The sequence below is a fragment of the Polymorphobacter sp. PAMC 29334 genome (genome assembly GCF_019431245.1).
GTDB lineage: Bacteria > Pseudomonadota > Alphaproteobacteria > Sphingomonadales > Sphingomonadaceae > Polymorphobacter_B > Polymorphobacter_B megasporae.
In genome coordinates this window covers 712448-727056 of record NZ_CP080243.1, presented here as the reverse complement: position 1 = coordinate 727056, position 14609 = coordinate 712448, and the positions used below count along the sequence as shown (strand labels likewise).

Genomic DNA, 14609 nt, shown 5'->3' with positions numbered 1-14609 from the left:
TACCGGCGATCGGATTGCGATTGGCCCTTCGCCGCCGCAGCGAGCAGGCGGATCGCCGTGGTCCCGGTCTCCCTCATCGGCTTCGGCGAAGCGGCGCAGGCGTTTGCGAGCGGAGCCGGCTGGGCGGCGCGCGGCTACGACATCGCCGGGCGCGGTGCCGATTTCGCGCAGTCAGGCGTCACCGCGATGGGCGACAACGCCGCCGCTGTTGCCGACGCGCCGCTGATCCTCAGCCTCGTCACCGCGAGTTCGGCGCTCGCCGCCGCGCGCGACGCGGCGCTGCATCTGACGCCGGGCAGCCTGTGGTGCGACATGAATTCGGTGTCGCCCGCAACGAAGCGCGCCGCCGCCGCCGCGATCGACGACGCGGGCGGGCGCTATGTCGACTGCGCGGTGATGGCCCCGGTCCACCCGAAGCGTCGCGACGTGCCGATCCTGCTCGCCGGGGACCACGCCGCCGCCGCCCTCGACGCGCTCGCCGCCGCCGGGTTCACCGCGCTTCGCGTCGTCGCCGGGGCGGTTGGCAGCGCCGCGGCGATCAAGATGGTCCGGTCGGTGATGGTCAAGGGGATCGAGGCGCTGACCGCCGAATGCCTGCTCGCCGCGCACCGCGCCGGGGTCACCGGCGAGGTCGTCGCTTCGCTCGGCCCCGACTGGGCGGCGAAGGCCGATTATAACCTCGACCGGATGCTCGCCCACGGCACCCGCCGCGCCGACGAGATGGACGAGGTCGTCGCGACTCTGACCGATCTCGGCATCGACCCGGTGATGAGCCGCGGCACCGCCGCCCGCCAGCGCGAACTCGGCGCAACGGGCTCGAACCCCGCCGGTCTCGCCGCGAAACTCGCGCTGATCGACCCCGACCAAAGGCAATGTGCCGCATGACGCTGACCATCGACTGCCACGGCCACTACACGACCGCGCCGCCCGCGCACGACGCATGGCGCAAGGAGCAGGTCGCCGCGTGGAAGGCGGGGACCGAGGCCCCGCCATATCCGTATATCTCCGACAACGAGCTGCGCGCCTCGGTCGAGGACAACCAGCTCCGCCTGCTGCGCGAGCGCGGCGCCGACATGACGATCTTCTCACCGCGCGCCTCGGTCATGGCCCCGCACGTCGGCGACGCGGGCGTGTCGCTGGCGTGGAGCCGCGCGTGCAACGACCTGATCGCGCGCGTCGTCGCACTTTACCCCGAGACCTTCATCGGCGTCTGCCAGCTGCCGCAGTCGCCCCACGCCGACATGGCCGCGAGCATCGCCGAGCTCGAGCGCTGCGTCGTCGAGTTGGGCTTCGTCGGCTGCAACCTCAACCCCGATCCGGGCGGCGGTCACTTCACCTCGCCGCCGCTGACCGACCGGGCGTGGTATCCGTTCTACGAGAAGATGGTCGAGCTCGACGTCCCCGCGATGGTCCACGTCTCGGGGTCGTGCAATCCGGGGCTCCACGCGACCGGCGCCTATTACCTCGCCGCCGACACGATCGCCTTCATGCAGTTCCTCGAAGGCGATTTGTTCGCCGACTTCCCGACGCTCAAGTTCATCATCCCCCATGGCGGCGGCGCGGTGCCGTACCATTGGGGACGGTATCGCGGCCTCGCCGACATGCTCAAGAAGCCGCGCCTCGCCGATCATGTCATGCACAACGTCTTCTTCGACACCTGCGTCTACCACCAGCCGGGCATCGATCTTTTGTTCGAGGTGATCGATCCGAAGAACATCCTGTTTGGGTCGGAGATGGTCGGCGCGGTCCGCGGGATCGATCCCGAAACCGGATATTATTTTGACGACACCAAGCGCTACGTCGACGCGCTGCCAATCGACAATGCGACCCGCCAAGCGGTCTACGAGGGCAACGCCCGCCGCGTCTTCCCGCGCCTCGATGCGCAACTAAAGGCCCGCGGACAATGACGACCGATATCCACGCCTATCTCGCCGAGCTCGAGGATATCCCCGGCACGCGCGTCTTCACCGCCGCGCGCAGCCGCAAGGGGTATCACCTCAACCAGTTCTGCATGTCGCTGATGAAGGCCGACAATCGCGCGCGCTTCAAGGCCGACGAAGCGGCGTATCTCGACGACTGGCAGCTGACCCCGGCGCAGCGTAGCGCAGTCCTGACGCGCGATTACAACGCGGCGATCGACGAGGGCGGCAACATCTATTTTCTCGCCAAGATCTTCTCGACCGACGGCCAGAGCTTCGTCCAGGCGGTCAGCACGATGACCGGGGCAAGCGTCGACGCGCACAACGAAATGATGATTGCCGGTGGCCGCTCGCCCGAGGGGCTGCGGTCGAAGCGCGACGCGGCGCTCGCCGCAGTTGCTGCCGAGGCCGCCGAGACGACCGGGAGCACGATCTGATGGCCCGCCTTACCGCCGGCATCGCCGCCAGCCACATCCCCGCGATCGGCGCCGCCGTCGATAACGGCAAGACCGCCGAGCCGTATTGGGCGCCGGTGTTCGCCGGGTTCGACTGGACCAAGGCGTGGCTCAAGGCGGAAAAGCCCGACGTCGTCATCCTCGTCTACAACGACCATGCGAGCGCGTTCAGCCTCGAGATGATCCCGACCTTCGCGATCGGCTGCGCCGACAGCTTCCAACCCGCCGACGAGGGCTGGGGCCCGCGCCCGGTCCCCGTCGTCGAGGGCCATGCCGACCTTGCGTGGCACATCGCGCAGTCGTGCATCCTCGACGAATTCGACCTGACGATCGTCAACAAGATGGACGTCGACCACGGCCTGACGGTGCCGCTGACGCTGATGTTCGGCCAGCCCGCGGCGTGGCCGTGCAAGGTCATTCCGCTAGCGGTCAACGTCGTCCAGTATCCGCCGCCGACCGGCAACCGCTGCTGGCGGCTCGGCGAGGCGATCGCGCGGGCGGTCGAGTCGTACCCCGAGGATCTCAACGTCCAGATCTGGGGCACCGGCGGGATGAGCCACCAGTTGCAGGGCCCGCGCGCCGGGCTGATCAACAAGACCTTCGACAACGAATTCCTCGACGACCTGACCGCCGATCCCGAGCGGCTGCGGACGATGCAGCATATCGAGTATCTGCGCGAAGCCGGGTCGGAGGGGATCGAGCTGGTGATGTGGTTGATCATGCGCGGCGCACTCGGTGCCGATATCCGCGAGCTTCACCGCTTTTACCGCGTCCCGGCGTCGAACACCGCCGTCGGCCACATGGTCCTGGAGAAGACGTCGTGAGGATCGCGCTCGCCGGGGCCGGGGCGTTCGGGGAGAAGCACCTCGACGGGCTCAAGCTGATCGACGGGGTGACGGTGACCTCGCTCGTCGGGCGGAACCTCGAGCCGACGCAGGCGATCGCGGCGAAGTACGGCATCGACCATGCGACGACCGATCTGGCCGAGACGCTCGCACGCGATGACGTCGACGCGGTCATCCTGTGCACCCCGACGCAGATGCACGCCGCGCAGGCGATCCAGTGCATGGACGCGGGCAAGCATGTCGAGGTCGAGATCCCGCTCGCCGACAGCCTCGCCGACGCCGAGGCGGTGCTGGCCAAGGCGCAGGCGACCGGGCTGACGTGCATGGTCGGGCACACGCGGCGGTTCAATCCGAGCCACCAGTATATCCACGGGCTGATCGCGAAGGGCGAGCTCAACCTCCAGCAGATGGACGTCCAGACGTATTTCTTCCGTCGCCGCAACATCAACGCCAAGGGCGAGGCTCGGTCGTGGACCGACCATCTGTTGTGGCACCACGCAGCGCATACCGTCGACCTGTTCGCGTATCAGGCGGGGCCGATCGTCGCCGCGAACGCGCTCGCCGGGCCGCTTCATCCCGAACTCGGCATCGCGATGGACATGTCGATCCAGTTGAAAAGCGAAAGCGGCGCGATCTGCACGCTGTCGCTGAGCTTCAACAACGACGGGCCGCTCGGCACTTTCTTCCGCTACATCGGCGACACCGGGACGTGGCTCGCGCGCTACGACGACCTGTTCACCGGCAAGGACGTGCCGGTCGACGTGTCGAAGGTCGACGTATCGGTCAACGGCATCGAGCTTCAGGACCGCGAGTTCATCGCCGCGATCCGCGAGGGCCGCGAGCCGAACAGCAGCGTCGCGCAGGTGCTGCCGTGCTACCGCGTCCTCGACGCGCTCGAAAAGCAGCTGGCGACATCCGGCGAGCGATCGTTCGCTTGAAGACCCAGGTCGCGATCGTCGGTGCCGGTCCGGCGGGACTCCTCCTCGGCCATTCGCTGCGCCAGGCCGGGATTGCGTGCATCGTCGTCGAGCGGACCAGCCAGGTACGCGTTGAATCGCGCATCCGCGCGGGAATCCTCGAAGCGACGATGACCGACTTGCTCGCGCGGCTCGGCCTCGACGCGCGGCTCAAGGTCGAGGGCTTGCCCCACGACGGGCTCACCCTCGTCAACGACGGCGCGGTGATCCCGGTCGACATCGTCGGCTCGACCGGCAAGCACGTCACCGCCTACGGCCAGACCGAGATCACCCGCGACCTGATCGACGCCGCCCCCGCCGCCGGGCTCGACATCGTCTGGGAGGCGGGCGACGTCGCGCTCCACGACGTCGACAGCGACCACCCGTCGCTGACCTTCACCGTCGACGGCGTCGCGCAGACGATCGAATGCGACGTCATCGCCGGATGCGACGGCTTCCACGGCCCGTCGCGCGCTGCGATCGGCGGCACATATTGCGACCGCGCCTACCCGTTCGGCTGGCTCGGCGTCCTTGCAGACGTCGCGCCGTGCCACCACGAGGTCGTCTACGCGAGCCACGACCGCGGGTTCGCCCTCGCCTCGATGCGCTCGCCGACGCGCAGCCGCTATTATGTCCAGGTCGGCAACGACGAGCGCGTCGAAGACTGGTCCGACGACCGGTTCTGGGATGAACTCGAAACCCGCCTCGGCCCCGACATCGCGCGTGGCGTCACCCGCGGCCCGTCGATCGAGAAGTCGATTGCGCCGCTGCGCTCGTTCGTCTCGGAGCCGATGCGGCGCGGGCGGCTGTTCCTCGCCGGCGACGCCGCGCACATCGTCCCGCCGACCGGCGCGAAGGGGCTGAACCTCGCCGCGTCGGACATCGTCTATCTATCCGAGGCGCTGATCGGCTGGTTCGCGCGCGGCGACACCGCCGGGGTCGACGGTTATTCGGCGCGCGCGCTCCGCCGCATCTGGAAGACCGAGCGCTTCAGCTGGTATCTGACGTCGCTGATGCACCGCTTTCCCGACGCCGGACCGTTCGAGCGCCGGATGCAGCACGCCGAACTCGACTATATCGCGACCTCGGCGGCGGCGCAGGCGAGCATCGCCGAGAATTACGTCGGCCTGCCGCTTTGACCTTTTGCCGCAACCCTGGCGACCAAACTCGCGACTAAAGTCCGATTTGCAGCCGCGACAATCTATGCTATGTCTCATAACAATAAGATTGGGGAGTGACGATGACTCTAGCTGCATCGGTTGTTCGAGACGACACGGCTCAGGCTCCGCACGCCACCTTCGATCGTCTCAACCCCGTCGATGGCAGCGTCGCGACGACGATGCCGGCGGCGACGGTCGCCGATGCCAATGCTGCCGCCGACGCGGCAGCGGGTGCGTTCGCCGCATGGTCGGTCCTCGGCCCCAACGCCCGTCGCGCACTGCTGATGAAGGCGGCGACGTCGCTCGAAGCCCGCGCGCCGCAGTTCGTCGACGCGATGATGGGCGAGATCGGCGCGACCGAGGGCTGGGCGCGGTTCAACCTCGCGCTCGCCGCCGGCATGATTCGCGAGGCGGCGGCGCTGACGACCCAGATTTCGGGCGAGGTCATCCCGTCGGACAAGCCCGGCTGCATCGCCATGGCGCTCCGCGAACCGGTCGGGGTCGTCCTCGGCATCGCGCCGTGGAATGCGCCGATCATCCTCGGCGTCCGCGCGATCGCGGTCCCGCTCGCGTGCGGCAACACCGTCGTCCTCAAGGCGAGCGAACAATGCCCGCGCACCCATAGCCTGATCGTCGAGGCGTTCGTCGAGGCGGGGCTGCCCGACGGCGCCGTCGGCATCGTCACCAACGCGCCCGCCGACGCTGCCGGGATCGTCGGCGCGCTGATCGACCATCCCGCGGTCCGGCGGATCAACTTCACCGGGTCGACCGCAGTCGGGAAGATCATCGCCGTGCGCGCGGCGCAGCAGCTCAAGCCGTGCCTCCTCGAACTCGGCGGCAAGGCTCCGCTGATCGTCCTCGACGACGCCGACCTCGACGAGGCGGTCAAGGCGGCGGCGTTCGGCGCGTTCATGAATTCAGGACAGATCTGCATGTCGACCGAGCGGATCATCGTCGTCGACGCGGTCGCCGACGACTTCGTCGTACGATTCAAGGCCAAGGTCGCGACGATGGCGGTCGGCGATCCGCGCGAGGGCAAGGCGCCGCTCGGCGCGGTGGTCGACCGCAAGACGGTCGACCATGTCGCGGGGTTGATCGACGACGCCGTCGCTGCCGGTGCAACGCTGGTGATCGGCGGCGCGAGCGATGGTGTTCTGATGCCCGCGCACGTCGTCGACCGCGTCACCCCGGCGATGGCGCTGTTCCGCGACGAGAGCTTCGGCCCAGTCGTCGGCATCACCCGCGCCCAGGACGAAGCCGAGGCGATCGTGCTGGCGAACGACACCGAATACGGCCTGTCGGCGGCGGTCTTCACCCGTGACACCGCGCGCGGACTTCGTGTTGCCCGTCAGATCAAGTCGGGGATCTGCCACGTCAACGGCGCGACCGTCCACGACGAGGCGCAGATGCCGTTCGGCGGGACCAAGGCGTCGGGCTATGGCCGCTTCGGCGGCAAGGCCGGGATCGACAGCTTCACCGAACTACGCTGGATCACGATCGAGACGCAGCCCGGACATTATCCGATCTGATCGATCGCAATCGACAACAGGGAACCGCCATGACCGAGACCAGCAACACCGGAACCGTCGCGTACGACGTCGTCGATCGCATCGCCTGGGTCCGCTTCAACCGCCCCGACAAGCGCAACTGCATGTCGCCGACGCTCAACCGCGACATGATGGCGGTGCTCGCCGAACTTGAATTCCGCGACGACGTCGGGGTGCTCGTCCTGTCGGGCGAAGGCACCGCATGGTCGGCCGGAATGGACCTCAAGGAGTATTTCCGCGAGACCGAGGCGAAGGGGCTCGGCGCGACGCGCGACGCGCAGCGCGAGGCTTACGGCTGGTGGCGCCGCCTGCGCTGGTACCAGAAGCCGACGATCGCGATGGTCAACGGCTGGTGCTTCGGCGGCGGCTATGGCCCCTTGTTCGCGTGCGACCTCGCCTTCGCCGCCGAAGAAGCGCAGTTCGGCCTGTCCGAGATCAACTGGGGTATTCTCCCCGGCGGCGGCGCGACCAAGGTCGCGACCGAACTGATGCCATTCCGCAAGGCAATGTACCACGCGATGATGGGCGAGAACGTCGACGGCAAGACGGCGGCCGAATGGGGCCTGGTCAACGAGGCGTTGCCCCTGGCCGCGTTGAAGGACCGGGTCGCCGAGGTCGCGGATGTCCTGCTCAAGAAGAACCCGGTCGCGCTCAAGGCGACTAAGGATGCGGTCCGCCGCATCGGCGTCCTCAGCTACGACGACGCCGAGGATTACCTCATCCGCGCGCAGGAAGCGGCGAACAGCTACGACAATCACGGCCGCAAGGAAGGCATCAAGCAGTTTATCGACGACAAGACCTTCAAGCCCGGCCTCGGGGCGTACGACACCAGCAAGCAGCGCGCCTGAGTTGACGGGCGCGGAGCGGGCGATCGTCCGCCTGTCCGCCGCAGAAAGGAGTCCGCGATGCGGATAGCCGACACCCTTCGGGGCCGACGCGGCCGTCACCCGTCTGGCCTGATCGGCGTCGCGCTCCTGCTCGTCTCCGCTCCGGTCGCGGCTGCGGAGGCACCGGCAACTTCCGCCGCGCGGTCCGAAACGGGTGAGCTCGTCGATGGCGCAAGCTGGCGCGCGACGGTGCCGCCGAACTGGAACGGCACGCTGCTCTTGTGGTCGCACGGCTATTCCCGGACGCGTCCCGCCGCCGAGGATGCGCCAGCGGCGTCGCGCGCGGCGCTGCTCGCCGCCGGCTATGCGCTCGCGGGATCGAGCTATGCCGAGGGCGGCTGGGCGCTGGCGACGGCGATCCCCGATCAGGAAGCGACGATCACGGCGTTCGCCGAGCGATTTTCGCGACCGAAGCGGACGATCGCCTGGGGCTATTCGATGGGCGCGCTGGTGACGGTCGCGCTCGCCGAGCGACCGCGTCGCCTGATCGACGGGGCACTGCCGATGTGCGGGTCGATCGGCGGCGCTGTGGGAATGATGAACATGGCGCTCGACGGCGCGTATGCCTTCCGCACTCTGCTCGCACCCGACTCGGCGATCCGGTTGACCGGAGTCGACAACGACGTCGACAACGCACACCGGGTAGCGGCGGTTCTGGCCGAAGCGCAGGCGACCCCGGCGGGGCGCGCGCGCGTTGCGCTGGCGGCGGTGCTGGCGGGGCTGCCCGGCTGGACGACGCATGACGGCCCGCGCCCCGCCGACGACGACGCCGCTGCCCAGCAGGCTGAGATGGCGAAGACGTTTGCGATGGGCGCGTTCCTGCCGCGGGTCGATCAGGAGCAGCGCGCGCACGGGGTGTTCTCGTCGAACACCGGGGTCGATTACCGGGCGCAGTTGGCGCTTTCCGGGCGTCACCCGCTTGTCGCCAAACTATACGCCGCCGCCGGTCTCGACTTGAACCGCGACCTCGACGCGCTCAATGCCGGATCGCGGGTAGCCGCCGACCCCGCCGCGACGCGCTATATGCTCGACCATTATACGCCGAACGCCCGGCCCACGGTGCCGACGCTTGCGGTGCAGAATATCGGCGACGGGCTGACCTCGCCGTCGCTCCAGCGCGCCTATCTCGAGGCGGCGGAACATCGCGCGCCAGGGATGACGAGCGGCCTGTGGGTGGCGGATGCGGGCCATTGCACCTTCACGACGCCGACCGTGCTCGCGTCGCTGCACCAGCTCGAGACCCGCATCGATACCGGGCGGTGGCCGGTCCGTCCCGCCGGATTCGTCGCCTACGATCCGCCGCCGATGCTGCGCCCGTGCATCCGCGACGGGGCCTGTCGCTAGACGCGGCGCGGGGCGTCAGTCGATGCCCTTCTTGCGGACCGTCCAGGCCTTGTCGGTGCACAGGCGGCAGTCGGCGCCCTTGAACCAATGTGCCGCCGCCGGATCATGGCGCAACTGCCAGGCGAGCCACGCGACCGCGACCTGCGCGTTGTCGCCGCCGTTCGCCAGCCCGAAGGTGCCGCCATGCCCGGTGTCGTGGCTGACGAGCATCGCCGGAACGACGGTGATCTTGTCGTAATCGTCGCTGCCGTTGGCAAATGCGACGTCGCCGGGGCCGCCCATGACATAGAGTACCGGCGTGTGCAGCGTCTTCAGCAGCATCTTGTCGACCTTGAGCCCGGCGATCGGGTTGCCGCCATCGGTGAAGACGCCGCTGTTATGGATGATTACCGCATGGATGCGCGGGTCAGCGGCAATCTGAAGCGCTTGCAGGCCGCCGCAGCTATGGCCGGAGACCGCGACCAGCGCCGGGTCGATCCGATGGTAGAGCGGGCTGCCCGCGCGGTTGTTTTCGGCGAGTGCCCAGTCGATCCCGGAGGCGACCTGCGCCGTGTCGGTCTTGATGCCGAGCGGCTCGGGAGCAGACCGCGCGGGGCGGCGCGGCGCGCCGGGGCCCGACAGGATTTTGCCCGGTGCGATGACGACATAGCCGTGGCTGGCGATCTCCGCGAGGTGCTGCCGGGCGCTCGCGGCATCGTCGCTACACCCGCCGTTGCCCCAGACAAGGACACCGAGCTTGCGCGACCCGAGCTTGGCCGGGTCGGCGGGAAGATAGACGACGTGGTCGGGCAGGCCCGGCTCGACGGTCTTGATCGCGGGGTAGGGGCCGGTTCCCGGTGTGTCGGGCATCGCATCGGCCGCCGCGCGCGCCACAGCCATCCGCGCCATGTCGGCGGGCGGTATGATCGGGACCGGCTGCGCACATGCCGCGCTCGTCGCCAGTGCCGACGTGACAATCAGTCGAATCCATCCCCGCATCGCGTTTCTCCGTCTTGTTATGTCGCAATACTGTTCGCAGGCCACTAGCGATGCAAGCCCTTTCATGCGCTTTCGCGGGCGATTATGCGGAAGCCGACGTCGATCGACCGTTCGGCCAGCTTGGTCCCGGCGGCGCGCAATCGCAGCACGCGATTGACCTCGTGGGCGATGCGGGCGCCGTCGACATCGACCGAGGTAATCGTCGGCCGCATGTCGCCCGCCATTCGCAAATTCCCGAAACCTGTGACCGCGAGCTGGGCGGGTACGGCAACCCCGGCAACCTGCGCCTCGACGATCAGCCCCTGCGCGATCCAGTCCGAGCCGCAGACGACGACGTCGGGCTGGACTGCAAGATCGGCGAGACCGCGGTAGCTCAGCCGCCCCTGGCCGAAGTGGCTCGGAACGTTGACCTCGAACCGGGTCGGCGGCTCACCGCCGTCGGCGATCCAGCGCTCGGCAAACGCGGCGGCGCGCCGTTCCGCACGCGGCGAGCGCGGCACGATCAGGTGCGGCCGCCGATATCCGCGATCCCGCAGGAAACAGGCCAGCGCGTCACCGATCGCACGGTGCGAAAACCCGATCGCGATGTCGATCGGATCGTCGGGCAGGCCCCAGGTTTCGATCACCGTCACCCGGCTGGTGCGAAGCTGCGCTCGGATCGCGGCATCGGCGACGATGCCCGTCAGAATGATCGCATCGACCCGCCGCGACAGCGCCGCATTGATCTGCGCGCCGAGGCGGCCATCGGTTGTCCCGGTCAGGGCGAGGATCACGCTATTGCCCTCGACCGACAGCGCGTCGATCATCGCTTCCATCGTGTCGTTGAAAATCGACTGGGCGATGTCGGGAACCAGCGCCGCGATCAGCCGCGATCGGCTCGACGCGAGCGCGCCCGCGGTCAGGTTCGGTAGATAGCCGGTCGCCGCGATCGCCGCCTCGATCCGCTGGGCCGTCGCTGGCGCAACGATACCCGGCGAATTGAAATAGCGCGAGACCGTCGCCGACGAGACATTGGCAAGAGCAGCGACCTCTTCGAGGCGAGGCACACGCGCGCGGTCGGACGGGGGCTGCATCACCGGTCAGCATAGAGCAGATTACGCGACCACCGCAAAAATACGCTTGCAAGCGCTTACACGCCCTCGTACGGCATTGTTATGTCGAATGACTTTAACCCGCTGCAGCCCGAGACGTTCGACAGCGCACAGGTCGAATATCGCACGCTGCGCGAGACCTGCCCAGTCGCGCATAGCGACACCTGGGGCGGCTTCTGGGCGCTGATGAAGCACGACGATGTCGTCGCGGCCGCGTCGGACTGGCGGACATTCCAGACGTCGAAGCAGAACGTCGTGCCGAAAGTCGCCTTCACCGGCCGCCGCCCGCCGCTCCACCTCGATCCGCCCGAGCATACGCCGTACCGCCGTGCGCTCGCGCCGCTGCTGACCGAAAAGCGCGTTGCCCGGCTCGAACCGGTCATGCGCGAGATCTGCCGCGGCTTGCTTGCAACGATGGTCGCGCAAGGCGGCGGCGACGTCTGCGCCGACTATTCGGCGCCGATGCCGGTCGCCATTTTCGCGCACTGGATGAACCTCGACGCGGCGGCGATCGAAGCGCTGACCGATGCCGGACGGAAGTATAATATCGCGGTCCAGTCGGCAGACCTGGTGACAACCAAGGAAACCAGCCTGCTCCTCTACGATATGGCGAGGCAGGTCGTCGCCGACCGCCGCGCCGCGCCGTTATCGGTCGACGAAGATGCCACAAGCGCGCTGCTCGCCGCCCGCGACGACGGCGAGCCGCTGCCCGACGAGATGATCGTCGGCACGATCCGGCAGGTCCTCGTCGTCGGGCTGATCGCGCCGAGCGTGATGATCGGATCGATCGCGGTCCATCTCGCGCGCGACCAGGAGCTCCAGTCGCGCCTGCGCGCCGCCCCCGAACTGCTGCCCGACGCGATCGACGAGCTGCTGCGCCTTTACACGCCGTATCGCGGCTTCGCCCGGACAGCGATCCACGACGTCACGATCCGCGGCCGGACGATCCCCGCCGGCGAGCCGATCGCGCTGGTCTATTCCTCGGCCAACCGCGACGAGGAGGTTTTCGAGCAAGCCGACACCTTCCGCATCGACCGGCCGAATATGAAGGACTCTGTCGCGTTCGGCCGCGGTCCGCATTCGTGCGTCGGTGCCGCGCTCGCCCGGCTCGAACTGATCGTCGCGGTCGACGAGCTCCTCAAGGCCGCGCCATCATTCTCGCTCGCCGGCGAGCCTGCGCCGACGCGCTTTCCCGAGATCGGCGCGCTGCGTGTGCCCATCACCTTCGGCACCCCCGCTTGACCGCGATCGTCCTCGCCACCGGCGATCTCGCGATGGACCGCGCCGATTACGACGAGAGCTTCGTCGCGACGCGCGACGTGCTGTCGGCGGCGGACATCGTCTTCGGCCAGCTCGAGACGAGTTTCGCCGCGCACGGGACGCGCTTGCCGCAGGCACGGCATGCCGTCCTCGCACGGCCAGAGGGCGCAGCAGCGCTCGGGCGCGCGGGTTTCGACGTCATCTCGTGCGCCGGCAACCACGTCCTCGACTGGGGCAACGAAGCCTTCGCCGAGACGCAGCGCCACTTGCGCGACGCGGGGATGCAGGTCGTCGGCGCGGGTCCGGACATCGCCGCGGCGCGGACACCCGCGCGCTTCACGCTGCCCGACGGGACGACGGTCGCCTTCCTCGCTTATTCGAGCATCCTGCCACAGGCGTATTGGGCCGACGAGCGCCGCCCCGGCTGTGCGCCGATGCGCGCCTTCACTGTCTACGAGCAGATCGAGCACGATCAGCCGGGGACGCCGCCGCGCATCCACACCTACCCTCATCGCGGCGACCTTGCGGCGATGGTGGCGGACATCCGCGCGGCCAAGGCGGCAAACGACATCGTCATCGTCTCGCAGCACTGGGGCATCCATTTCGTCCGCGCGAGCATCGCCGACTATCAGCGCGACGTCGCCCGCGCCGCGGTAGAGGCGGGTGCCGACGTCATTCTCGGCGGGCACGCGCATATCCTGAAGGGCTGCGAAGTGATCGACGGCAAGCCGGTGTTCTACTCGCTGTGCAACTTCGCGACCGACCTGCGGATGGACCCGGCGCACGCGGCGTCGGCGAGCTTCAACGAAATTCGCGCCCTCGCCGAGGTGTGGGAGCCCGACTTCGACAGCCTGTACAACTTCCCCGACGCGGCGCGGGCGTCGATGGTCGCGCGTCTCGAGATCGCCGACGGCAAGCTTGTCCGGGCCGGCTTCCTGCCGCTCGACATTGGCACCGACGCGGTCCCCCGCTTCGTCGATCGCGGTTCGGCGCGCCACGCCGAGATTGTCGACTATATGACCGCAGTCACAGTCGAGGCCGGCCTCAACGCGCGGTATCGCAGCTGCAACGACATGGTCGAGCTGGAGCTGGCGGCGTGAGCGCGCGGCGCGCCTTTCCGCTCGAGGCGTATGTCGGCGTCTATTTCCTCGTTTATCTGCCCAACGTCATCATCACCAAGCTGATCACCAGCCTGCCCCGCGGGGCCGGCGTGCCGCCGCTGACCGGCCTCGAAACGCTACCGGCCTCGCTGATCCTCAACGCGATCCTGACCTATCTCTTCATCTGGCTGGCGGGTTGGTACCGCGATGCGCATACCGTAACGGTGGCGGGGCGCACCTTGCCGGTGCCGACCCGCTATACCGTCCTGTCGGGGATCGGCACCGCGCTGATCCTGTTTACCGTGCCGCTGTCGTTCACCTTCAAGGGCGTCAGCATCCCGTTCATCCAGCTGCTGATGCGCGGCGACATCCTGATCATCGCGCCGCTGGTCGACCTCATCTATGGCCGCCGCGTCCGGTGGTGGAGCTGGACCGCGCTTGGCCTCGTCGCGCTCGCGCTGGCGATCACGCTCCACGCGCGCGGCGGGCTCAATCTGCCGCCGTTGGCGATCCTGACCGTCGTCCTCTACACGCTCGGCTACTTCATCCGCCTCGCGGTGATGACCCGTGTCGCCAAGACCGGCGAGCCAGCGTCGGTCCGGCGTTATTTCGTCGAGGAGAAGATCGTCGCGCTGCCGCTGTCGGTCGCGCTGCTTGCGGCGGTCTCGGCATCGGGCATCGGTGGCCAATCGGGTGAACTCGGCTTCGGCTTCATCACCATCTGGAGCGATCCGGTGATGGTCTGGATCGCCTTGATCGCGGTCACGCTGACGGCGATCTCGATCTTCTCGGCGATCATCCTGCTCGATGTCCGCGAGAACGCTTATTGCGTTCCGCTCGAACGCGCGTCGAGCCTGCTCGCCGGCATCGCCGGATCAATCCTCCTCGCCTGGGGCTGGGGCCTGCGGATGCCCAGCTCCGCCGAACTTATTGGCGCGGTCATCCTGATCGGCGCGATCGTGCTGCTGTCGGTCGCACCCCGGATCGGTGCCGCCGGGCGAAGAGCGCTCGCCGAAGCTCAGTAACACCGTTTCATCGGAATCACCGCCGCAGTGTCCGCAGAGACG

At 68.3% G+C, this 14609-nt stretch carries 14 protein-coding genes; 12 read left to right on the top strand and 2 right to left on the bottom strand.

The window, feature by feature from the left end:
- Window positions 1–57 precede the first annotated feature (57 nt).
- From KZX46_RS07360 to KZX46_RS07320, 9 genes are all read left to right on the top strand, one after another.
- A complete protein-coding gene (locus tag KZX46_RS07360) occupies window positions 58–885 on the top strand; it encodes an NAD(P)-dependent oxidoreductase (RefSeq protein ID WP_219776057.1) in 828 nt (275 codons plus the stop codon).
- Window positions 882–1907, top strand: a complete 1026-nt coding sequence (locus KZX46_RS07355; protein WP_219776056.1) for an amidohydrolase family protein — start codon at window positions 882–884, stop codon at window positions 1905–1907. Before KZX46_RS07360 ends, KZX46_RS07355 begins: the two co-directional genes overlap by 4 nt.
- A complete protein-coding gene (gene ligA, locus KZX46_RS07350) occupies window positions 1904–2356 on the top strand; it encodes a protocatechuate 4,5-dioxygenase subunit alpha (protein WP_216710231.1) in 453 nt (150 codons plus the stop codon). The genes KZX46_RS07355 and ligA overlap by 4 nt, the downstream gene beginning before the upstream one ends.
- Complete coding sequence (locus tag KZX46_RS07345) at window positions 2356–3198, top strand: class III extradiol dioxygenase subunit beta (RefSeq protein WP_219776055.1); 843 nt, start codon at window positions 2356–2358, stop codon at window positions 3196–3198. The genes ligA and KZX46_RS07345 overlap by 1 nt, the downstream gene beginning before the upstream one ends.
- Complete coding sequence (locus tag KZX46_RS07340; RefSeq protein ID WP_219776054.1) at window positions 3195–4157, top strand: Gfo/Idh/MocA family oxidoreductase; 963 nt, start codon at window positions 3195–3197, stop codon at window positions 4155–4157. The genes KZX46_RS07345 and KZX46_RS07340 overlap by 4 nt, the downstream gene beginning before the upstream one ends.
- Window positions 4154–5314 carry a 4-hydroxybenzoate 3-monooxygenase gene (gene pobA, locus KZX46_RS07335; protein WP_219776053.1) on the top strand — a complete coding sequence of 387 codons (1161 nt, stop codon included), beginning with the start codon at window positions 4154–4156 and terminating at the stop codon, window positions 5312–5314. The genes KZX46_RS07340 and pobA overlap by 4 nt, the downstream gene beginning before the upstream one ends.
- A 101-nt stretch (window positions 5315–5415) precedes the next feature.
- Window positions 5416–6864 (top strand): aldehyde dehydrogenase, encoded by a 1449-nt coding sequence (locus KZX46_RS07330; RefSeq protein ID WP_219776052.1) that lies wholly within the window; start codon window positions 5416–5418, stop codon window positions 6862–6864.
- Window positions 6865–6893: 29 nt separating this feature from the next.
- The gene (locus KZX46_RS07325) at window positions 6894–7730 is read left to right on the top strand and encodes a p-hydroxycinnamoyl CoA hydratase/lyase (protein WP_219776051.1); all 837 of its coding nucleotides are present in this window, start codon (window positions 6894–6896) and stop codon (window positions 7728–7730) included.
- A gap of 57 nt (window positions 7731–7787) precedes the next feature.
- Window positions 7788–9113, top strand: a complete 1326-nt coding sequence (locus KZX46_RS07320) for an alpha/beta hydrolase (protein WP_219776050.1) — start codon at window positions 7788–7790, stop codon at window positions 9111–9113.
- Window positions 9114–9128: 15 nt separating this feature from the next.
- On the opposite strand, the gene KZX46_RS07315 is transcribed toward KZX46_RS07320, so the two are convergent.
- Both KZX46_RS07315 and KZX46_RS07310 read right to left on the bottom strand, forming a co-directional pair.
- A complete protein-coding gene (locus KZX46_RS07315; protein WP_226896154.1) occupies window positions 9129–10091 on the bottom strand; it encodes a hypothetical protein in 963 nt (320 codons plus the stop codon).
- Between the two features lie 62 nt (window positions 10092–10153).
- Window positions 10154–11137, bottom strand: a complete 984-nt coding sequence (locus KZX46_RS07310) for a LacI family DNA-binding transcriptional regulator (RefSeq protein ID WP_226896153.1) — start codon at window positions 11135–11137, stop codon at window positions 10154–10156.
- A gap of 108 nt (window positions 11138–11245) precedes the next feature.
- Here KZX46_RS07310 and KZX46_RS07305 point away from each other — a divergent pair, with 108 nt between their 5' ends.
- The 3 genes from KZX46_RS07305 to KZX46_RS07295 are packed head-to-tail and all read left to right on the top strand — an operon-like array spanning window position 11246 to window position 14567.
- Window positions 11246–12424 (top strand): cytochrome P450, encoded by a 1179-nt coding sequence (locus KZX46_RS07305; RefSeq protein ID WP_219776048.1) that lies wholly within the window; start codon window positions 11246–11248, stop codon window positions 12422–12424.
- Complete coding sequence (locus tag KZX46_RS07300; protein ID WP_219776047.1) at window positions 12421–13542, top strand: CapA family protein; 1122 nt, start codon at window positions 12421–12423, stop codon at window positions 13540–13542. The genes KZX46_RS07305 and KZX46_RS07300 overlap by 4 nt, the downstream gene beginning before the upstream one ends.
- Window positions 13539–14567 carry a hypothetical protein gene (locus KZX46_RS07295; protein ID WP_219776046.1) on the top strand — a complete coding sequence of 343 codons (1029 nt, stop codon included), beginning with the start codon at window positions 13539–13541 and terminating at the stop codon, window positions 14565–14567. Before KZX46_RS07300 ends, KZX46_RS07295 begins: the two co-directional genes overlap by 4 nt.
- The last annotated feature ends 42 nt before the right edge of the window (window positions 14568–14609 follow it).